Source organism: Ruegeria sp. S84 (assembly GCF_056583445.1).
On record NZ_CM152618.1, the window covers coordinates 1,267,536 to 1,286,864 of the forward strand.

Genomic DNA, 19,329 nt, shown 5'->3' on the forward strand with positions numbered 1-19,329 from the left:
CGGGATACTTAGCGTCGTCATGGATGATGAGAAAGAAAGTCAGCCTCATCCCTTGACCTTCCACTTGCTGGAACCCTTATGTTGCCCGTCAGCAGAACATACGTGGTGACAATATGACTGAAAATTCACATGCGCGGTTCCAGGTTCAGGGTATGAGCTGTGCTTCCTGCGTTGGGCGCGTCGAGCGCGCTTTGAAAGATGTTCCAGGGGTAGATACCGCTTCGGTTAATCTCGCCAGTGAAAGCGTTCAGGTCGATTTCCGCGATCCAGCCGATAAAGCGGCCATTGCTGATGCGTTAAACCGCGCCGGATATCCGGCGCGGACGGCAGAGGTCACTCTGGATATTCAGAACATGTCCTGCGCATCCTGTGTAGGGCGCGTTGAACGAGCCCTGGAAGCCGATGGCGGCGTTTTGTCCGCGTCGGTCAATCTGGCCACTGAAAGTGCAACTGTGCGTTATGCTGAGGGAGTCACAACACCCGAAGCCATAGCGGCGCATGCGGCGTCTGCTGGCTATCCGGCGAGCCTGCGATCCGCAACGCAGACCGAACCACACGACCGTAAAGCGGCAGAGATCAGCCATTTGGCGCGGCGAACAAGTTTCGCCGCCTTGCTCGCATTGCCGGTATTCATTCTCGAAATGGGCTCGCATGTTATTCCGGGCATGCACCACCTGATAGCGAGCACCATCGGCATCCAGAACAGCTATTACCTGCAATTCCTTCTGACCACGATCGTTCTTTTTGGGCCAGGCTTGCAGTTCTACACCAAGGGATTCCCTTCCTTGGTCAAAGGCGCGCCGGACATGAACTCTCTGGTGGCCCTGGGCACTTCGGCGGCATATGGGTTCTCACTGATCTCGACCTTTGCGCCGCATATTCTTCCTGCCGGAACCGTAAATGTCTACTACGAGGCCGCAGCGGTAATCGTGGTTCTTATATTGCTTGGGCGGTTCCTCGAGGCGCGCGCCAAGGGCCGAACGGGTGAAGCGATCCGAAAACTGGTCGGTCTGCAGGCAAAAACAGCACGAGTTGAGCGCGACGGATCGGTTGTCGAGCTACCGATTGAGCAGATCGTTGTAGGGGATATTGTGCACGTTCGACCGGGCGAAAAAATCGCGGTGGATGGCGCCGTAATGACCGGCGCGTCATATGTCGATGAAAGCATGATCACCGGAGAGCCGGTTCCCGTCGAAAAAACCGAGGGCGCAACTGTGGTCGGGGGGACCGTAAATGGCGCGGGTACATTGACGTACCGTGCTGAAAAGATCGGCGCAGACACTATGTTGGCCCAGATCATTCAGATGGTCGAGCAAGCACAGGGTGCCAAGCTTCCGATTCAAGGCCTGGTCGACCGCATCACGCTGTGGTTTGTGCCGGTAGTGATCGCAGTGGCCGTTGTGACAGTGCTGGTATGGATGTTGTTCGGACCCGATCCCGCGCTTAGCCTGGCGTTGGTGGCCGGGGTTGCGGTACTGATCATTGCTTGCCCCTGTGCCATGGGGTTGGCCACACCTACTTCCATCATGGTCGGCACTGGCCGCGCTGCCGAGATGGGCGTCCTGTTCCGAAAGGGCGATGCCTTGCAAATGCTGCAGGAAACTACCGTTGTTGCGGTGGACAAGACAGGTACCCTGACCGAAGGGCGTCCGGAGCTGACCGACATGATTGTGGCCGAAGGAATGACCGAAGACGAGGTTCTGCACCTTGTTGCTGCCGTTGAGGTCACTTCCGAACATCCAATCGCCACAGCCATCGTGCGCGCGGCAGAAACCCGTGGTCTGGAGCTTTCCAAGCCAGAAGACTTCACGTCGATCACCGGTTACGGGGTAAGCGCCTCAGTCGAAGGCCATAAAATCCTGATCGGGGCCGACCGCCTGATGAGTCGCGAAGGGGTAGAAATGGGCGCGTTGTCTGATCGGGGCGCTGAACTCGCAATCAACGGAAAGACTCCACTTTATGCTGCCGTAGACGGGGCTATCGCGGCCGTAATCGCTGTGGCGGACCCAATCAAAACCACCACGCCGGACGCAATCGAAGCTCTGCACGGGCTGGGCCTGAAAGTAGCGATGATCACCGGCGACAATTCCGCTACTGCCAAATCCATTGCAGCGCAGCTTGGCATCGATCATGTCGTGGCTGAAGTTCTGCCCGAGGGTAAAGTATCAGCGTTGCAGGATTTGCGTTCAAATGGCGGAAAACTGGCCTTTGTGGGTGATGGCATCAATGATGCGCCTGCTTTGGCGGCAGCTGAGGTAGGAATTGCGATCGGGACAGGCACTGACATTGCCATCGAAGCGGCTGATGTCGTTCTGATGTCAGGCGACCTGACCGGCGTGGTCAATGCCTTCGATATTAGTCAGCGCACCATGCGTAACATCCGCCAAAACCTGTTCTGGGCGTTCGGCTACAACACACTGCTCATACCGGTTGCGGCAGGGGTGCTTTATCCGTTTGGCGGCCCGCTGCTGTCGCCGGTTTTGGCCGCAGGTGCCATGGCTCTCTCCAGTGTATTTGTCCTGACCAATGCGCTGCGGTTGCGCTGGGTAAAGCCGATCAAAGTTGGGCGAGAACAGATCTCGCAGAACACCGAGCAGACGCTGCGTTCAGCGCCTGCTGGATAGAATAGGAGAACCGCTGTGAATATCGGAGATGTAGCAGAACGTTCCGGTCTGCCTGCCAAAACCATCCGCTATTACGAGGATATCGGGTTCATCAAACCCAAGCGGAGCCTCAATGGGTATCGCCATTTCGACGAAAAGGAACTGCACAAGCTGGCCTTCATCGGGCGGGCCCGTTCATTGGGCTTTACCATTGAGGATTGTCGTTCGCTACTGGCGCTTTACGAGGACAAAGAACGCGCAAGCGCGGACGTGAAAGAAATTGCAAAACAGAATCTGAAAGAGATCGACGATAAGATTGCCGATCTGAAGGCGATGCATGAAACACTGTCTCATCTGATCGAAGAATGCGCTGGCGACCACCGCCCAGACTGTCCAATTCTAAAAAACTTGGGCCAAGCGTAGTTGACCTTGTTGTTTGATCTGCCTCCAAGTTTGGCAATCTTTTTCTTCAGACGTGTCAATCCGCTCTTCTCTAGTGCGTGCCGCACTATCAATTGTAGTTTTGTTGGCTTCGGATCAGCACGTTGCCACGATCAAACTACGTCCGCAGTGCGGTGAATGAGTTGATCCCTGTTTTAAGAAAAACGCTTTTAGTGTGCGTCTGTCTTACGGTGACAATCATCGGCTCTATTGCTTTTGCAAACAACGACTTTGAAATCGCAGACAACCACAAACAATATGGCGTTTCGATCGCGTCAAAAGCATCAGAATTCAAACACAACAATCACCGTTCGCATTCTACCACAGATCAAGATTGCGCGGACGACTGCATGAGTTGTGGCGGGGCATGCCACACTGGAACCTGTTGCGTTGGTGAAAACCCGACCCAATTAGGACTTGCGGTTTTGGTGGAAGCTTATGGCCAGAGAAACCGTAACATGGACACGGATAACCATAATTCTCAAGCGCCTCTGACGCCCAATCTTCCTCCACAAATATCCTAACATCCAAAGTCCCGAAAGTGCGGGTTTTCAAATTGTTTCTGTTCGAGCATGCACTGCGGTCGTAAGGAGATTATTATGCGTGGAAGAGAGGCTAAACTATCAGTATTTGCCTTGGCGCTCATCTTATCCAAGCGGTTGCGACATGCGTGCGCTATGCACCGAAAGCGAGCAGAAACAGGGCTGGTCATGATCGCCCGCTTGACACAAATCATAGCACTTGCCTGCGATTTCGGTCACAAGACCGAATATCACAGCGCAGGCGTAAACACGGAAAGGAAATGACATGAACACCACGAAACTTGACCGACGCCTTTTCCTGGCTGGCCTCAGCGCCTCCGGCATCGCCCTGGCTTCACCTACATTTGCAACGACCAAACCGCTGGCGAAAGTTCTCAAGGACCCCGCATGCGGGTGTTGTGGCGCGTGGATTGATATTATGCAACGCGAAGGATTCGAGATGGAAGTGCAGAATGCCTCCTGGGAGACTTTGTCTGAATACAAAGCTAACAAGGGTATTCCAGAAGAGATGGCGTCCTGTCACACGGGCTTGCTCGAGGGCTATGTCATAGAAGGTCATGTGCCCCCGGCGGACATCCGGCGCTTGTTGGCCGAACGCCCTGATGCGGTCGGGCTGACAGTGCCAGGTATGCCCTATGGCTCACCTGGTATGGGGCCGGAGAGTGAGCGGGAAGCCTATTCGGTTTTCCTGATCGGTAAGGATGGCACCACGGAAGTGTTCAACCATTACGAGGCAGCTTGATCGGCAACCTAAACGTATACCGCAAACGAAACCGCCGTGCGTTTGAATCTCTTTACGGTTGCTGTGAATGGCGGCGATTGAAGCGTAACTCGAGATGTACAGTTGGTTGAGAATAGTTCGGTAAGTCACCAGCAAAAAAGAAAGCCAAGCCGCTAAAATGTGTTGGTCGCCTTCTTTTTTCGTGATTTCAGCCAATACTGCCTTCCGCGGACTAAAAGGAAGGCAGATAGGCAAACCCGGCAGAGCAGTCTTTCGAAGAGTGCTTTCGCTACTTTAAGTTGGTGGAGCGTGGAGATATGACGGTCGAAAGAAAGGAACACTGGGACGTCGTCTATGGCGAGAAGTCCGAGGCCCAGTTGAGTTGGCATCAAGATGATCCACGTCTCTCTCTCGAACTGATCGAGATGTCTGGCGCAACTGCGAATTCATCAGTCATCGACATTGGCGGAGGAACATCCCGCCTTGCGAGCTCTATACTCGCTATGGGGCTCCACGATATTACAGTCCTCGATCTATCGCAGGTCGCTCTGGATATAGCGCGGAACCGGCTTGGACAAGCCTGTGAAACAGTGAAATGGATTTCGGCAGACATCACTTCTTGGGTGCCTGATCGCCATTACGACCTGTGGCACGATAGGGCGGTGTTCCATTTCCTCGTCGATCCAGCAGAGCAGGCGGCCTATTTGAAAAGTCTCCGGCGTGGGGTGAGTGTCGGCGGACATGTGATCATTGCCACCTTTGCGCCAGATGGACCAGAGAAATGCAGCGGCCTCCAAGTCGCCCGATATAGTCCAAGCGACCTCTCCAGGCTACTGCAAGAAAGCTTCGAACTCATCGCACATCGCCATCATCTGCATCAAACTCCCTTGGGCAAAAGACAGTCATTTCAGTTCAGTCTTTTTCGCCGCTTCCGGTGAAGCCGCAGATGAAACTGGTCGTTAGCCGACCTGCCCATCACGCTTCTGAGGATTGGCTAAGAAAAAAACTTGCCTGATATCTAATCGGCAAATCGCTTTTGTTCTATCTCCAAATTTGAATGAACGGAGGAAAAGCCGCAAAGATCTAAAGGGATCCTGCAGGCGTAGGCCCCTTTTTCGATTGCCTGAACGAATTTGGAATGGCCCAAAGGTGACGTAGTGTGCACCAATAGGAGCATAGCTGGCATAATCAGAAGGCCTGAGAATGGGCATAGTATTACCCTTTTGGCCTCCTGAAACGCCAATCCTAAAGCTGTACCAAGTCCTGAGACCAGACAATTTTCACTGTTTTTTAGGGCATAGTGGCGGAGAGACAGGGATTCGAACCCTGGGTGGGCTTGCACCCACAACGGTTTTCGAGACCGCCCCGTTCGACCACTCCGGCACCTCTCCGCGGGGGTCTGTGAGGGGGGGATTTAGTGGTGAACGGGCAGGGGTGCAAGCAGAAAATACCGGATTTTGACGATAGTGGGATTTTCCATTGCCAGAGGTAAGAAAACACCTAGGCTGATATGTATGACTTACTTTATACGCCAGTTCGCAATCAGCCTCATCCTTCCAATTTTCTCGCTTGGTGTCATGGCCTCGCCATCCCAGGCCGCTAGTCAGGATCAGATTGAGGCGTTTCTGACCACGACAGGTTTTGACGTTGCCTTGGAAAGCATAGCGCAGGCCTCTGCTTCGGCCCCGCAGATGCTGGGTATCGACCCTGACGGCTTCGGATCGGATTGGGCGCGTCTGACCGAAGAGGTGTTTGATACCGCTTTGATGCACGAAACGGCCGTCTTGATCCTTGAACAGACGCTTAGCGAAGAGGCGCTGGTCCACGCGGTCTCGTTTTATGCCTCGGAGTTGGGGCAAAGACTGGTCGTTGCTGAAAACGCCGCTCATATGGATGACGATGATGATGCCAAACAACTGGCCGGGCAGGAAATCGTCTCGAAGTTGATAAAAGAAGGCTCATCGCGCGTTGAAAGCCTGAAGCGCATGAACCGTGCGGTGGACGCCAGCGGAACCTCGCTGCGCGCGCTGCAAGAGATTCAGGTGCGGTTTTTACTGGCCGCAAGTGCGTCTGGCATTATCGACATGCAACTGAGCGGAGATGAACTGCGCGCGATGATCCAACGCAATGAAGGTGAGTTGCGTCGATCTCTGCAACTGTCAGCTTTGGCAGGGGCGGCTTACACCTACCAGGATTTCTCGGATGAGGATGTCGACGCCTATGTTGACGCTCTGGAACAGCCTCTGATGCAGGAGGTCTATGAGTTGTTGAATGCGATCCAATATGAAATCATGGCGATGCGGTTTGAAGTATTAGCCGCCCGCATGGCCGAATTGCGCCCGGCGCAGGATATCTGATGCGAGTTTTAGCTACGGCACTCTGTTTGACGATCTGGGCGCTGCCTCTGGCCGCAAGCGAGCGTGCTGAAAGACTGATGCAGGCGATGCATATTTTGGATTTTATGAAAATTCTTAGTGAAGAAGGCGTGGCGCAAGGGCATGCAATCAACGAGTCGATGCTGGGCAGCTCAGCAGGAGCCTATTTTTTGGCGCAAGTTGAGGATTTGTACGATCCGAGCACGATGCACCAACAACTTTCGCTGTCGGTTGGCGAGATGATGTCCGATGCGCAGCTAGAACAAGCTTCGATCTTTTTTGAAAGCGAACTGGGGCAAAGCATCGTTTCTCTGGAAAACTCGGCGCGCCGGGCCATTGCAGATGACGCGATCGAAGAGATGGCACGCAGCGCTTACGAACAGGCTGATCGCGAGGGCATGTTTTTTCGTCTTGTAGATGAATATGTGCAGGTCAACGACCTGATCGAGAAAAATGTGCAAGGCACCATCAGCGCTGATTATAGTTTTTACCAAGGACTTGCCTCTGGGCAAAGCGCCCTGTTTGACGATGCATCCGTGTTGCAGGAACTGCTATCTCAGCATGAGAACACCAGGGCTGAGACAACTGAATGGATGTACTCGTTCCTTTTATTGGCCTATCAGCCGTTGAACGAGTCTCAGATGCGAGAGAACATCGCCTTTTCCCGCACCGATGCGGGTCGGGCCTTGAATTCCGCCTTGTTCATGGGTTTTGATGAGATGCTAAACGGCATCTCTTACCAGCTTGGGCAATCCGTCGCGCAAGCCATGAAAGCGTCGGATCTCTGAGCCGCAGATTTTCGGATCTCAAAGCTGCGGATTTTTGGTTGACTTTCTTCATGAATGCTTCGATAAGCGCGCATCCCGGCCGGCTTTCCGCGCCGGGTATCGTTATTCTTTGACCTGATGGCATGTGCCAAAGGTCATTCACACAGCCCGAAAAGGGCGCGCTGTTCGAGGTGGCGAAAGCCAGTAACACCCAATCGGGGACCACAGAACGCGGTTAGACAAAGGAAAGACGCATGTTTGCGGTCCTCAAGACTGGCGGCAAGCAGTACAAGGTTCATGCGGGCGATGTGCTCCGTGTTGAAAAGCTGGCTGCCGACGCAGGTGAAAAAGTTCAATTCAACGATGTTCTGATGCTGGGCGGCGACGCACCGGTTGTTGGTGCACCTTTCGTTGAAGGCGCAGGTGTACAGGCCGAAGTGATCGAACAGATCAAAGGTGACAAGGTCATCAAGTTCGTCAAGCGCCGTCGTAAGCACAGCTCGAAGCGTACTGTTGGTCACCGTCAGAAACTGACTCTGGTCAAAATCACCGACATCCTGTCGTCGGGCGCTGACAAGTCGGGCATCAAAGCTGCAACCGGTTCGGCACCGGCTGGCGAAGCTGCTCCGGTGGCAAAAAAGCCTGCCAAGAAAGCTGAAGCCAAAGCAGAGGCACCCGCCGCAGCTGCTGCCGCTGACGATCTGACTGCTCTTAATGGTGTCGGCCCTGCCGCTGCCAAAAAGCTGGTTGAAGCCGGTATCGAAAGCTTTGCCGCTCTGGCCGCCTTGTCGGACGAGCAGATTGCTGCTATCGACACCATCAAAGTGAAACCCGAATGGGTTGAGCAAGCCAAAGAGCTGGCTCAGGGCTAAGGAGAGAGAGAATGGCACATAAGAAAGCTGGCGGTTCCTCCCGTAACGGTCGCGACTCAGCTGGTCGTCGCCTTGGCGTGAAACTGTATGGTGGCCAGGCCGCCATCGCAGGCAACATCATCGTGCGTCAGCGCGGCACCAAGTTCTGGCCGGGCGAAGGCGTAGGCATGGGCAAAGACCATACCATCTTTGCAACTGTCGATGGCGCCGTGAAGTTCCATAAGGGACTTAAAAACCGCACCTTTATTTCGGTCCTGCCAGTGGCGGAGGCCGCAGAGTAAGCCGAAACCCAGAAGGTTTAAGAAAAATTCATGGGGGACCGGCACAAAGTGCCGGTCCCTTTTTCGTTTTAACGCAGTCGTGATCACCAGAACCGATGACAGTCGCAACCACCAGTTTCCTGATTTTCGCCGCCTCGCAGGTCGGCACGCCGGGACCGGCCAACATGGTCCTGCTGGGAACCGGTGCGCGCTATGGCTTTCGGGCGGCGTTGCCTTTTGTGGCGGGTGTCATACTGGGCAAGCAGTTGATCATCTGGCCGGTTGGGTTTGGGCTGATGCAACTGGCCGATCAGGTGCCGTTGGTGTTCGAGACACTCAAATATGCTTCTGCTGCATATATTTGCTGGCTCGCGTGGAAAATTGCCAATCTGCGGCTTTCCCGAGATCAATCGGATAAGCAAGTGCCCGGTTTTCTGGCGGGGTTAATAGTGCATCCTCTTAACCCTAAAGCTTGGGCAATGATTATCGCAGGTTTCACCGGGTTTGTGGCAGCAGGAACACCCAGTTTTGAGGCGACCCTCACGATCGCTCTCTGTTTGTTAATCTGCCAGATCGTATTGCACCCGATCTGGACATTTGCAGGAGATCGGATCGCCCATGCGGTTGAAGGTCGGCCTGCGGAAAAATATCTGATGTGGACGTTAGCCAGTTTGACAGTTGCGTCCGTACTTTTTGTGTTGTTCGGAGGAGGAACGCACTCATGAAGATTGAGGCAATAATAAATCAGCCGGTCATTGAAACCGAGCGGTTCGACCTTCGCCCTCTGCGTCGGTCGGATTTGGGTCTCATTGAGCACTATGCAGGCGATGAGCGTGTGGCGCGCATGACGACATCGATCCCGCATCCATTGCCACCCGGCTCGATTGAGGCGTTTGTGATGCGCGCGATGGCCGAAGACCGGGACGAGGATGTCTGGGCAATGGATGCCACAAAGGATGGTGGCCCGGAGCTGATAGGACTGATTTCATTGACTCGGCTGGATCGCAACCAGTCCGAGGTCGGCTATTGGGTCGCCCCGGTGTATTGGAACACCGGCATTGCATCGCTGGCCGTTGAAACGCTGGTCAACGCCAATCCGCTGGAAAACGCGACCATGTTCGCCAGCGTGTTCCAGGACAACCCGGCCTCGGCCCGGGTTCTGACCCATTGCGGATTCCAGTATCTTGGCGATGCGGAAACCTATTCGGTGGCGCGCGATGCGAATGTGCCCACCTGGACCTATACAAAGAAACTCTGACTTGTGGCCGATGGGGCCTTTGCAGTAGGGGACAGCTATGAAATTTCTCGATCTTGCAAAGGTCTACATCCGGTCCGGGGCCGGAGGTGGCGGCTGCGTCAGCTTTAGACGTGAAAAGTACATCGAATACGGCGGACCCGATGGTGGGGACGGCGGTAAGGGTGGGTCTGTTTGGGCCGAGGTTGTGGACGGGCTGAACACCCTGATCGACTTTCGCTATCAACAGCATTTCTTCGCCAAGAACGGCCAACCCGGTCGCGGTCAGCAGCGTACGGGTAAGGATGGTGACGACATCATCCTGCGCGTTCCCGTCGGAACCGAAATTCTGGACGAAGACGAAGAGACCGTGATTTGTGACCTGACCGAGGTTGGTCAGAGATTTTTGCTGGCAAAAGGCGGCAACGGCGGCTTTGGCAACCTGCATTTCAAATCCGCGACCAATCAGGCCCCGCGCCGCGCCAATCCGGGGCAGGCGGGGATCGACCGCACCATCTGGCTGCGGCTGAAGCTGATTGCGGATGTGGGTCTTTTGGGCATGCCCAACGCCGGGAAATCAACTTTCTTGGCTGCCACATCCAATGCACGGCCCAAAATCGCCGACTATCCCTTTACTACGCTGCACCCCAATCTGGGCGTTGTCGGTGTCGATAACGTGGAGTTCGTCGTTGCCGACATTCCAGGTCTGATCGAAGGCGCGCATGAGGGGCGTGGAATCGGTGACCGGTTTCTTGGCCACGTAGAACGCTGCGCGGTACTGTTGCATCTGGTCGACGGCACCTCGGAAACTGTGGTCGAAGACTATCGCACAATCATCACCGAGCTTGAGGCCTATGGCGGAGAGCTGGCGGATAAGCCGCGTATCACCGTATTGAACAAGATCGACGCTCTGGACGATGAGGAACGCGAACTGATCAAGGCCGAACTGGAAGAAGCCGTTCGCGGCCCGGTCATGACCATGTCAGGCGTTGCGCATTTGGGCGTGACCGAGGTGCTGCGGTCCTTGCGGGCTCAGATCGATGAAAACCGCCTGCGCCAGAAACCCGCCGAGGAGGCCACGCCTTGGCAACCCTGACCCATGCCCGCCGCCTGGTGGTCAAGATCGGATCGGCCTTGTTGGTCGACCGGGATACGGGATTGCTCAGGTCGGATTGGCTGAAATCGCTGGCGCAGGACGTGGCTTGGCTGAAAGGGCAGGGGACGGATGTTGTTCTGGTTTCGTCCGGGTCAATCGCGTTGGGTCGAGGTGTACTTGGCCTGCCGATGCAGAATCTGCCGCTGGAACAGTCACAGGCCGCTGCGGCGGTTGGACAAATCCGGCTTGCCCGTGCGTATGAAGAAGCGTTGACGCCGCATGAGATCAAAACCGCTCAGGTGTTGGTCACGTTGGAAGACAGCGCGGATCGGCGGCGTTATCTGAATTCCCGTGCAACGCTGGAAACGCTGCTGAGCCTGGGTGTTGTTCCGATTGTCAACGAAAACGATACAGTCGCCACGGATGAGATCCGGTATGGCGACAATGACCGGCTGGCAGCGCAAATCGCCGTGACCATCGGCGCGGATCAGTTGATCCTGCTTTCAGATGTCGACGGGTTCTATTCGGGCAATCCCAACGAGGACACGACAGCCACCCGGTATGACGTGATCAAACAGATCACGCCCGAGATCGAGGCCATGGCAGGTGACGCGGGATCGGGGCTGTCAAAGGGCGGCATGAAGACCAAGCTGTTGGCTGCCAAGATGGCAACCGCAGCTGGCTGCGATATGGCGATAACTGAAGGGTCACCCCGGAACCCGCTGAAAACGCTTGAAAATGGCGCGAGCTGCACTTGGTTCACGGCCACACTCGATCCGCATGCAGCCCGGAAACGCTGGATTTCGGCGATGAAACCGCGCGGAGAGATCGTGATCGATGACGGCGCGGCAAGGGCGCTTTCCAATGGCAAAAGCCTGTTGCCCGCTGGCATTGTCGAGGTCACGGGTGATTTTGGTCGCGGCGATCCCGTCGCTGTTCTGGATGCGCAGGCGCGGAGGCTGGCACAGGGGCTAAGTCGCTATACCGCGCAAGAGGCGGATGCGATCAAAGGACGTAAATCGTCCGAAATCGAGGCGACGCTAGGCTATCCAGGCCGCGCGGCCCTGATCCACCGGGACGATCTGGCGCTGTAAGGGCGTGATTTGATAAACTGAGACCGAAAGGCGCTTGAGATGAAGGATTTCGACAACATTCCCGCAATGATGGCCGACCTTGGTGCGCGCGCCAAAGCAGCCTCGCAAGAGCTTGCCTTTGCCACCGCCGAATGCAAGCACGCCGCGCTGATCGCAGCCGCAGACGCCGTTTGGCACAAACGTGCCGGCATTATCGAAGCGAACAAGAAGGATTTGGAGTTCGGGCGAGAAAAGGGTTTGAGCCCCGCGATGATGGACCGCCTGATGCTGGATGAAGCACGCGTTCAGGGCATGGTTGACGGGCTGCGCACCGTTGCCGATCAGACTGATCCTGTGGGTGAGGTGTTGGCCGAATGGGACATGGCCTCGGGCCTCAACATTCAGCGTGTGCGCACGCCTTTGGGTGTAATCGGCGTGATTTATGAAAGCCGCCCCAACGTGACGGCGGATGCGGGTGCATTGTGCCTGAAATCCGGGAACGCCGTGATCTTGCGCGGCGGGTCTGAGAGCTTTCATTCGTCAACCGCGATCCACGCCTGTCTGGTTGAGGGGCTAGCAGCTGCTAGCTTGCCCGAAGACGCCATTCAACTGGTGCCGACTCGCGACCGGGCTGCGGTGCAAGAGCTTTTGACCATGACTGATTATGTCGACGTCATCGTTCCCCGAGGTGGCAAAGGATTGGTAGGCCTTGTGCAACGCGAGGCGCGCGTGCCCGTCTTTGCGCATCTCGAAGGCATCGTTCATATTTATGTAGATAAAGCCGCCGATCCCCAGAAGACGCTGGATGTTGTGTTGAACGCCAAAACCCGGCGCACCGGTATCTGTGGCGCGGCAGAATGCTTGCTGATCCATCAAGACGTTGCAGAAACACTGGGCCGTGATCTGATCGCTGCTCTTCAAGCTGCGGGTGTTGAAGTGCATGCCGAAGGCGTTTTGACCAATGAAAACACGATTCCTGCGTCAGATGATGATTGGGGCAAAGAGTACCTAGATAGTATCATCGCTGCACGGCCCGTCGCAGATATCGACGCCGCGATTGCGCATATCCGGCAGTTTGGCTCAAGCCACACCGATTGTATCATGACCGAGGATTCCGTGGCCGCCGAGCACTTCTTCGAACGGCTTGATAGCGCAATCCTGATGCATAACGCCTCGACCCAATTCGCGGATGGCGGTGAGTTTGGCATGGGTGCTGAGATTGGTATCGCCACCGGCAAGATGCACGCGCGCGGTCCCGTCGGTGCCGCTCAGTTGACCAGTTTTAAGTATCTGGTACGCGGAAACGGGACCACGCGGCACTAAAACCGCAGTGTCACCCGGGTTGCGGTCGTTTCTGCCGTGATCCTGCGCCCCATCGTCGAGGCCGTGTCCGGCAGCAGGGCAAATTGAACCTGCGCCGGGCTTAGTTTTTCGGTAAATCGCCCCGAGCCAATCCCTTTCCACAGTCCCGTATTGAGGTTCAGCTTGTCAGCAACGCCAGTCACCGTCCATGCGTCGCCCTGAGTTTCGATTTCCACTTCGCCGCCGAAGGGCATCGCATTTTCACAGCACATCACAGCCAGAAACGCGAGTTTAACCTGATTGCGCGGGACAGGTTCGGTCAGGTTCCAACTGATCCGCAGACGCCCGGCCTTTTCCACATCTTTAAGAAGCTCGACCACTTCGGTGCGACCCAATGGCTGATCGCTTGCTGATCCAAAGGCAACGCGGAAAAACCGGATGCGGGCGCCTGCACTGCCAACGCTGCCTGAAATCAGCTCCATTTCAGGGCCTTGGACTTCGCCAACCATCTCCAACAGCTCAAGCCCGTTGGTAATTGCCCCAATGGGGCTAATCAGATCATGACAGATCCGAGAGCCGATCAATTCGGCCAGGTTGACGTCTGACGCGCCCATGCGTACCTCCTGCTGCACCTGCCATTGGACCCGGAGCCCAACATGACAGATCTGAATGCCATTCTTGCACCGGGCATGTATGTCCGCCACCCCGATTTCCCCGATTGGGGCGTTGGACAAGTGCAGTCCAATATCGGAGGCAAGATCACCGTTAACTTTCGCGAGCAGGGGAAAGTGGTGATCGACGGGACACGTATAGCCCTGATGCCGGTCTTTGATCCGTGAAACTGGTTTAGGAAAGGTTAACAACTCGGGCAAAACGCGGGCTTGTTGCCTTTGGCCGAGCAATCGCGTTATCAGCGCGCAACAGCGATCGATGGAATTTTCTTGATGCCCGACGAAGGCCCCTCATTCACTGTCAAATTGGCCAATACCGAGGTTGAACTGCGGGCGGCCCAACGACTGCGCTACGACGTATTTGTTCAGGAATTGGGCGGTGGCGGCGAGATGGTGGATCATGAGGCGGGGCTCGAGAAGGATCGGTTCGATCCATACTTCGATCATATGCTCGCCATCGACGATGCATCTGGAGAGGTGATCGGCGTCTATCGACTGCTTCCTGGTGAGCGAGCTGCCGAACTGGGGCAATTCTACTCCGAGGATGAATACGATCTCACCGTCCTGAAACAAAGCGGGCGCAAGCTGTTGGAGCTTGGACGCTCGTGCGTGCATCCGGATTATCGTGGTGGCACGGCGATGTATCATCTGTGGAATGGTCTGGCTGCATACGTCACTGAGCGTGGTATTGAGATCTTGTTCGGGGTCGCGAGTTTCCACGGAACCGACGTGAGCAAATTGGCGCAGCCGCTGTCGATGCTGCATCACAACCATCTTGCCCCGCTGGATTTGCGGGTTCGGGCCCAGCCAGAGGTATTTCAATCAATGGACCTTTTGGCACCCGACGCGCTGGATCGGCGCGCGGCGATGGTTCAAGTGCCGTCTCTCATCAAGGCCTACCTTCGCCTCGGTGGATTCGTGGGCGAGGGGGCATTTATCGATCATGCCTTCAACACAACCGATGTGTGTCTGATCCTTGACACAGCCCGCATGAATGAGCGTCAGCGGCGTATTTATGGTGGAGCATAACCCTGTGAGCGACCCATCGTGGCAAAGTGAAGACGCGCCTGATCCAATTGAGCTTGGTTTCTTAGGTTGGGTCCTGGTGATACTTCGCGGTCTGCCGCTGGCCCTTCTGGTTTTTGGGGGGCTGTTCGTCTTATTGGCCATACGTCTCATCGAACGACCGCTTTATGGCGTTCAACGGCCGGTGACACCGTTCATTTCTCAGTTCGTTTGTCGCAATGCATTTCGAATTCTCGGGATCAGATTTCGCACCTCTGGCGCGCTCATGCAGGAACGCGGCGCTGTGGTTGCAAACCATACGTCGTGGTTGGATATCTTTGCGCTGAATGCCCGTAAGCGCGTGTATTTCGTATCGAAAGCCGAAGTTGCAAAATGGCCCGGCATCGGCTGGCTGGCACGCGCGACGGGTACGGTCTTCATCGAACGTGATCGCAAGAAAGCCCGCGAGCAGACCCGGATTTTCGAGGAACGTCTGAAAGCCGGGCACAAGCTGTTGTTCTTTCCAGAAGGCACCTCGACCGACGGACAGCGAGTTTTACCCTTTAAAACAACACTCTTTGCCGCGTTCTTCACTGAAGAGCTGCGGGAATTCATGTATGTTCAACCGGTTTCGGTCATCTTTCACGCTCCCCAAGGTCAGCCCGATAGGTTTTATGGCTGGTGGGGCGACATGGATTTCGGACCGCATTTGCTTAAGACTTTGGGGGCACGTCGACAAGGCACCGTGGAATTGATCTACCACGCGCCAGCCAAGGTTAACGACTTTGAAAACCGCAAAGCTCTGGCAGCCCATTGCGAAGACGCGGTACGTCATGCGCATTCACTGGCGCGGCTTGAAAAATAGGGGCATTTGGCCCTTGCACTGATGCTAAACCTGCCGTATACGCGCGCCATTCAAACCCGCAGGCGGGGTTTGGGCTTTTTGAGGGAGACATCCTTATCTGGCCCGCCGGTTGGAGCATCCGCTTCTTTCACCCCCGCCGAGGCGTAAACCGGAAAAGGAAAGTAAAGCATGGCTCTTCCCGAGTTCACCATGCGTCAGCTGCTAGAAGCTGGCGTTCACTTTGGTCACCAGACACAGCGTTGGAATCCCCGCATGGGCCCGTTCATCTACGGCTCGCGCAATGGCATCCACATCATGGACCTGACTCAGACCGTTCCGATGCTGGATCAGGCTCTGCAGGCTGTTCGTGATACCGTCGCAAAAGGTGGCCGCGTTCTGTTCGTAGGCACCAAGCGTCAGGCAGCTCAGCCGATCGCAGATGCCGCTGAAAAGTCGGCTCAGTACTACATGAACCACCGCTGGCTGGGCGGCACGCTGACCAACTGGAAAACCGTTTCCCAGTCGATCAACCGTCTGAACCAGATCGACGAAGCCATGGAATCGGGTGCCGAAGGCCTGACCAAGAAAGAGCGTCTGGGCATGGAACGTGACCAGGCCAAGCTGCAGGCTTCACTGGGCGGTATCCGCGAGATGGGTGGCGTTCCGGATCTGCTGTTCGTCATCGACGTCAAGAAAGAAGCACTGGCTATCGCCGAAGCCAACAAGCTGGGTATCCCGGTTGTGGCTGTTGTCGACACCAACTGCTCGCCCGATGGTGTTGACTACATCATCCCCGGCAACGACGACGCAGCGCGCGCAATCGCTCTGTATTGCGATCTGGCCGCACGTGCCGCTCTGGACGGCATGACCGCTCAGATGGGTGCTGCTGGCGTTGACCTGGGTGCATTCGAAGAAGCTCCGGTTGAAGAAGTCGTAGCCGAAGAAGCACCCGCTGAAGAAGCCGCGCCGGAAGCCAAAGCCGAAGCGTAAGCTGCCCGTCACGTAAATGACATATGGGGCAGGGTAGACCTGCCCCAATTCCGTTTGAATTGAGGAGAGCCAAAAGATGGCAATCACAGCAGCAATGGTAAAAGAACTGCGCGACTCGACCGGCGCAGGCATGATGGACGCAAAAAAAGCGCTGACCGAAACCGGCGGCAACATGGACGAAGCCGTTGACTGGCTGCGCACCAAAGGCCTGGCCAAGGCGGCCAAGAAATCGGGCCGTACCGCAGCCGAAGGTCTGGTTGCTGTTCACGTCAACGGCGGCAACGGTGTTGCTGTCGAAGTGAACTCGGAAACCGACTTCGTTGCGAAAAACAGTGAATTCCAGGAGATGGTCGGCAAGATCACCTACGCAGCCGAGGGTGTTGATGACGTCGATGCGCTGCTGGCTGCTGATCTGGGCGGCAAGTCTGTTGCAGATACCCTGACCGACAAGATCGCCACCATTGGTGAAAACATGTCGGTCCGCCGCATGTCGAAACTGTCGGGCGATACCGTCGTGTCATACGTTCACAACGCGGCGACAACCGGCATGGGCAAAATCGGCGTTCTGGTTGCTCTGTCCGGCGGCGATGAAGCCTTCGGCAAGCAGGTTGCAATGCACATTGCGGCTGTGAACCCGGCGGCCCTGTCCGAGGCGGACATGGATCCGGAAGTTGTCGAGAAAGAGAAGCAGGTCCAGATGGACATCGCTCGCGAATCCGGCAAGCCCGAGCAGGTGATCGAAAAGATGATCGTCGGTCGCATGAAGAAATTCGTCGCCGAAGCGACCCTTCTGAACCAGGACTTCGTTGTGAATCCTGACCTGACCGTCGAAGCGGCCGCCAAAGAAGCGGGTGCGACCATCACCGGTTTTGTCCGCATGGAAGTAGGCGAAGGCATCGTGGTCGAAAAAGAAGACTTCGCTGCCGAAGTTGCAAAGGCAGCCCAAGGCTAAAATCTTTTGCAGCTTCGGTTAGAGGCTGCAACAAATACCGAGCCCGGTTGCATAGCGCAGCCGGGTTTTTTCATGTCAAAAGCCGATGAACCGATGCTTGCGAAGATTGGTGAATTGAGGGGCCCTGCATGATGGGGATGGAAGGGCCCCTCAATAATCCCGACAAAGAGACGTGGACGAATAGACGCCTCGGTGTCAGAGCGATCAGAGAGCTTTGGTATTACAAAGATCCGATCAAAACGTTCCCTGGCTAAAGCCACCACTCACGGAACAATATCAATTTGCAATTTTATCGGGAGATTCGGAAAGTCATGTATTCCTTACCCTAGGTCAATTTGATGCTAATTAGCATCAAAATAGGGTCATGCTTCCATCACAAACATCTGATTCTGCAACGCGGCCTTCAATACGGCCTGAGCAGTTGTTTCAACCGAAAGCGCCTCACGCGCGAGTCTCAGGTGTTTTTCCACCGTTGCCGAAGTCAAACCCATCAATAGCGCGATGTCCTGCGTGGTCTTTCCGTCGCCGACCCATTGCAAAGCTTCGCGCTGGCGTTTGGTCAGCGCGCGGTTCGGGGCATGATATGGCAAGGTCAGGATTTTGAGATGGGCAACATTGTTCATCAGAAGGATGTCGTCGCCGTGCTCGTTCCAGACCTCGTCCATCTCCTCCTGGCTGTGATTACGTGCCGCAATCGAAATCGCCCCTTTGGAACGCATCGATACTGAGTTGAAGCTGACCGTATAACCTACTGTAATATCACGCGACTTATTGAACTCAAAAACCCGAAGCTCTTCGTTCGACATGACCCCGCTGGACATCATGTCCTGTATCATGCTCCAACTTGCAGCGCCTTCGTTGTTCAGCGCCCATTTCAGCATGGGGGCGTGAAAATACAGGCCGGATTGAAGGAACCCTTCCAAGTAATCCGAGCAGTGATTGGTCAGGATTACAAAGTCTTCTGGATCGCCGAGCGAAGTCGCCGTTCGGTATTGCGTATACCCATACAACAGCCGGTCGAAGCCATACTTTTCCATCTGGCGGCAATGTGCATCCCAAAGCTCTTCCAGAGTTTTCGTGTAGCTCAGAAAATTCAGATACTCTTTGAGGGTCATCCTGTGTCCCTCTCAGCCAGATGCGCGGCAATCGCGTTCAGTGCAAGAACATAGCTTTGCGCGCCAAAACCACAGATCTGTCCAATCGCGACTGGTGCGATATGCGATTTGTGACGAAACGCCTCGCGCGCGTGGATGTTAGATAAATGAACTTCGACCACGGGTACTTCGGCCGAAGATATCGCATCCATCAGCGCAATCGATGTATGCGTGAATGCGCCTGCATTCAGTACTATGCCATCCTGAACGCCGCGTGCCGCGTGGATCGCATCAATCAGCGCGCCTTCGTGATTGGATTGGAGAAGGGTTATGTTTTGACCCAGCGTTTCACCATGCGCAACGCACAGGTCCTCGATCATCTGCAACGTCGTTGCGCCGTAGACCTCGGGTTGCCGTGTACCAAGCAAATTCAGGTTCGGACCATTCAGAACCAGGATATTGTGCATATTCAAACTGTCCCCATCTT

General features: G+C 55.5%; 21 protein-coding genes and 1 tRNA gene. 18 read left to right on the plus strand and 4 right to left on the minus strand.

Features of this window, described 5'->3' with window-relative positions; genetic code table 11:
- Positions 1 to 113: 113 nt before the first annotated feature.
- The 4 genes from AC1DFB_RS06420 to AC1DFB_RS06435 all read left to right on the plus strand — a co-directional run bounded on the left by AC1DFB_RS06420 (position 114) and on the right by AC1DFB_RS06435 (position 5,245).
- Positions 114 to 2,624 (plus strand): heavy metal translocating P-type ATPase, encoded by a 2,511-nt coding sequence (locus AC1DFB_RS06420; protein ID WP_480922348.1) that lies wholly within the window; start codon positions 114 to 116, stop codon positions 2,622 to 2,624.
- A 15-nt stretch (positions 2,625 to 2,639) separates the two neighbouring features.
- The gene (gene cueR, locus AC1DFB_RS06425; protein ID WP_170405727.1) at positions 2,640 to 3,026 is read left to right on the plus strand and encodes a Cu(I)-responsive transcriptional regulator; all 387 of its coding nucleotides are present in this window, start codon (positions 2,640 to 2,642) and stop codon (positions 3,024 to 3,026) included.
- A gap of 825 nt (positions 3,027 to 3,851) precedes the next feature.
- Complete coding sequence (locus tag AC1DFB_RS06430; protein ID WP_480922349.1) at positions 3,852 to 4,328, plus strand: DUF411 domain-containing protein; 477 nt, start codon at positions 3,852 to 3,854, stop codon at positions 4,326 to 4,328.
- Between the two features lie 296 nt (positions 4,329 to 4,624).
- Entirely contained in the window at positions 4,625 to 5,245 is a 621-nt protein-coding gene (locus AC1DFB_RS06435; protein WP_480885913.1) for a class I SAM-dependent methyltransferase, read from the plus strand.
- 363 nt (positions 5,246 to 5,608) lie between these two features.
- On the opposite strand, the gene AC1DFB_RS06440 is transcribed toward AC1DFB_RS06435, so the two are convergent.
- Positions 5,609 to 5,698: transfer RNA gene (locus tag AC1DFB_RS06440), tRNA-Ser, on the minus strand.
- Between the two features lie 123 nt (positions 5,699 to 5,821).
- On the opposite strand from AC1DFB_RS06440, the gene AC1DFB_RS06445 reads away from it, so the two are divergent.
- The 9 genes from AC1DFB_RS06445 (at position 5,822) to AC1DFB_RS06485 (ending at position 13,307) form a co-directional block, all read left to right on the plus strand.
- Complete coding sequence (locus AC1DFB_RS06445; protein ID WP_170405736.1) at positions 5,822 to 6,664, plus strand: DUF2059 domain-containing protein; 843 nt, start codon at positions 5,822 to 5,824, stop codon at positions 6,662 to 6,664.
- 26 nt (positions 6,665 to 6,690) lie between these two features.
- Positions 6,691 to 7,470 carry a DUF2059 domain-containing protein gene (locus AC1DFB_RS06450; protein ID WP_480901233.1) on the plus strand — a complete coding sequence of 260 codons (780 nt, stop codon included), beginning with the start codon at positions 6,691 to 6,693 and terminating at the stop codon, positions 7,468 to 7,470.
- Between the two features lie 233 nt (positions 7,471 to 7,703).
- The gene (locus AC1DFB_RS06455) at positions 7,704 to 8,321 is read left to right on the plus strand and encodes a 50S ribosomal protein L21 (protein ID WP_170405742.1); all 618 of its coding nucleotides are present in this window, start codon (positions 7,704 to 7,706) and stop codon (positions 8,319 to 8,321) included.
- Positions 8,322 to 8,332: 11 nt separating this feature from the next.
- Positions 8,333 to 8,602 (plus strand): 50S ribosomal protein L27, encoded by a 270-nt coding sequence (gene rpmA / locus AC1DFB_RS06460; protein WP_010440093.1) that lies wholly within the window; start codon positions 8,333 to 8,335, stop codon positions 8,600 to 8,602.
- Positions 8,603 to 8,697: 95 nt separating this feature from the next.
- A complete protein-coding gene (locus AC1DFB_RS06465; protein WP_170421610.1) occupies positions 8,698 to 9,306 on the plus strand; it encodes a LysE family translocator in 609 nt (202 codons plus the stop codon).
- Positions 9,303 to 9,839, plus strand: a complete 537-nt coding sequence (locus AC1DFB_RS06470) for a GNAT family N-acetyltransferase (RefSeq protein ID WP_170393085.1) — start codon at positions 9,303 to 9,305, stop codon at positions 9,837 to 9,839. Before AC1DFB_RS06465 ends, AC1DFB_RS06470 begins: the two co-directional genes overlap by 4 nt.
- 37 nt (positions 9,840 to 9,876) lie before the next feature.
- A complete protein-coding gene (obgE, locus tag AC1DFB_RS06475; protein ID WP_170393084.1) occupies positions 9,877 to 10,911 on the plus strand; it encodes a GTPase ObgE in 1,035 nt (344 codons plus the stop codon).
- Positions 10,899 to 12,005: a glutamate 5-kinase gene (proB, locus tag AC1DFB_RS06480; RefSeq protein WP_480922350.1), complete on the plus strand. Its 1,107-nt coding sequence runs from the start codon at positions 10,899 to 10,901 to the stop codon at positions 12,003 to 12,005. Before obgE ends, proB begins: the two co-directional genes overlap by 13 nt.
- A gap of 39 nt (positions 12,006 to 12,044) precedes the next feature.
- Entirely contained in the window at positions 12,045 to 13,307 is a 1,263-nt protein-coding gene (locus AC1DFB_RS06485) for a glutamate-5-semialdehyde dehydrogenase (protein WP_480922351.1), read from the plus strand.
- Here AC1DFB_RS06485 and AC1DFB_RS06490 read toward each other — a convergent pair.
- Complete coding sequence (locus tag AC1DFB_RS06490) at positions 13,304 to 13,900, minus strand: histidine phosphotransferase family protein (RefSeq protein ID WP_480922352.1); 597 nt, start codon at positions 13,898 to 13,900, stop codon at positions 13,304 to 13,306. The genes AC1DFB_RS06485 and AC1DFB_RS06490 overlap by 4 nt on opposite strands.
- A gap of 42 nt (positions 13,901 to 13,942) precedes the next feature.
- On the opposite strand from AC1DFB_RS06490, the gene AC1DFB_RS06495 reads away from it, so the two are divergent.
- From AC1DFB_RS06495 to tsf, 5 genes are all read left to right on the plus strand, one after another.
- A complete protein-coding gene (locus tag AC1DFB_RS06495) occupies positions 13,943 to 14,125 on the plus strand; it encodes a DUF3553 domain-containing protein (protein WP_010440107.1) in 183 nt (60 codons plus the stop codon).
- Between the two features lie 105 nt (positions 14,126 to 14,230).
- Positions 14,231 to 14,986: an L-ornithine N(alpha)-acyltransferase gene (gene olsB / locus AC1DFB_RS06500; protein ID WP_480922353.1), complete on the plus strand. Its 756-nt coding sequence runs from the start codon at positions 14,231 to 14,233 to the stop codon at positions 14,984 to 14,986.
- Positions 14,973 to 15,827: a lyso-ornithine lipid O-acyltransferase gene (gene olsA, locus AC1DFB_RS06505; protein ID WP_170611119.1), complete on the plus strand. Its 855-nt coding sequence runs from the start codon at positions 14,973 to 14,975 to the stop codon at positions 15,825 to 15,827. Before olsB ends, olsA begins: the two co-directional genes overlap by 14 nt.
- A 168-nt stretch (positions 15,828 to 15,995) precedes the next feature.
- On the plus strand, positions 15,996 to 16,796 hold the full coding sequence (rpsB, locus tag AC1DFB_RS06510; RefSeq protein ID WP_170393078.1) for a 30S ribosomal protein S2: 801 nt from the start codon (positions 15,996 to 15,998) through the stop codon (positions 16,794 to 16,796).
- A gap of 76 nt (positions 16,797 to 16,872) precedes the next feature.
- Positions 16,873 to 17,748, plus strand: a complete 876-nt coding sequence (gene tsf / locus AC1DFB_RS06515) for a translation elongation factor Ts (RefSeq protein WP_170393077.1) — start codon at positions 16,873 to 16,875, stop codon at positions 17,746 to 17,748.
- 362 nt (positions 17,749 to 18,110) lie between these two features.
- Here the strand turns inward: tsf and AC1DFB_RS06520 are convergent, their stop codons facing one another.
- Together AC1DFB_RS06520 and aroQ are read right to left on the minus strand one after the other, a co-directional pair.
- Positions 18,111 to 18,863 (minus strand): autoinducer binding domain-containing protein, encoded by a 753-nt coding sequence (locus tag AC1DFB_RS06520; protein WP_480922354.1) that lies wholly within the window; start codon positions 18,861 to 18,863, stop codon positions 18,111 to 18,113.
- Complete coding sequence (gene aroQ / locus AC1DFB_RS06525) at positions 18,860 to 19,309, minus strand: type II 3-dehydroquinate dehydratase (RefSeq protein ID WP_480922355.1); 450 nt, start codon at positions 19,307 to 19,309, stop codon at positions 18,860 to 18,862. Before aroQ ends, AC1DFB_RS06520 begins: the two co-directional genes overlap by 4 nt.
- Positions 19,310 to 19,329: the final 20 nt, after the last annotated feature.

Bases quoted from the DNA above. Each gene is read 5' to 3' on its own strand.
- AC1DFB_RS06430 (WP_480922349.1), top strand. From the start codon at position 3,852: ATGAACACCACGAAACTTGACCGACGCCTTTTCCTGGCTGGCCTCAGC.
- rpsB (WP_170393078.1), top strand. From the start codon at position 15,996: ATGGCTCTTCCCGAGTTCACCATGCGTCAGCTGCTAGAAGCTGGCGTT.
- AC1DFB_RS06420 (WP_480922348.1), top strand. From the start codon at position 114: ATGACTGAAAATTCACATGCGCGGTTCCAGGTTCAGGGTATGAGCTGT.
- olsA (WP_170611119.1), top strand. From the start codon at position 14,973: ATGGTGGAGCATAACCCTGTGAGCGACCCATCGTGGCAAAGTGAAGAC.
- AC1DFB_RS06455 (WP_170405742.1), top strand. From the start codon at position 7,704: ATGTTTGCGGTCCTCAAGACTGGCGGCAAGCAGTACAAGGTTCATGCG.
- AC1DFB_RS06490 (WP_480922352.1), bottom strand. From the start codon at position 13,900: ATGGGCGCGTCAGACGTCAACCTGGCCGAATTGATCGGCTCTCGGATC.
- rpmA (WP_010440093.1), top strand. From the start codon at position 8,333: ATGGCACATAAGAAAGCTGGCGGTTCCTCCCGTAACGGTCGCGACTCA.
- aroQ (WP_480922355.1), bottom strand. From the start codon at position 19,309: ATGCACAATATCCTGGTTCTGAATGGTCCGAACCTGAATTTGCTTGGT.
- olsB (WP_480922353.1), top strand. From the start codon at position 14,231: ATGCCCGACGAAGGCCCCTCATTCACTGTCAAATTGGCCAATACCGAG.
- AC1DFB_RS06495 (WP_010440107.1), top strand. From the start codon at position 13,943: ATGACAGATCTGAATGCCATTCTTGCACCGGGCATGTATGTCCGCCAC.
- AC1DFB_RS06465 (WP_170421610.1), top strand. From the start codon at position 8,698: ATGACAGTCGCAACCACCAGTTTCCTGATTTTCGCCGCCTCGCAGGTC.
- AC1DFB_RS06485 (WP_480922351.1), top strand. From the start codon at position 12,045: ATGAAGGATTTCGACAACATTCCCGCAATGATGGCCGACCTTGGTGCG.
- AC1DFB_RS06520 (WP_480922354.1), bottom strand. From the start codon at position 18,863: ATGACCCTCAAAGAGTATCTGAATTTTCTGAGCTACACGAAAACTCTG.
- obgE (WP_170393084.1), top strand. From the start codon at position 9,877: ATGAAATTTCTCGATCTTGCAAAGGTCTACATCCGGTCCGGGGCCGGA.
- AC1DFB_RS06435 (WP_480885913.1), top strand. From the start codon at position 4,625: ATGACGGTCGAAAGAAAGGAACACTGGGACGTCGTCTATGGCGAGAAG.
- tsf (WP_170393077.1), top strand. From the start codon at position 16,873: ATGGCAATCACAGCAGCAATGGTAAAAGAACTGCGCGACTCGACCGGC.
- AC1DFB_RS06445 (WP_170405736.1), top strand. From the start codon at position 5,822: ATGACTTACTTTATACGCCAGTTCGCAATCAGCCTCATCCTTCCAATT.
- AC1DFB_RS06470 (WP_170393085.1), top strand. From the start codon at position 9,303: ATGAAGATTGAGGCAATAATAAATCAGCCGGTCATTGAAACCGAGCGG.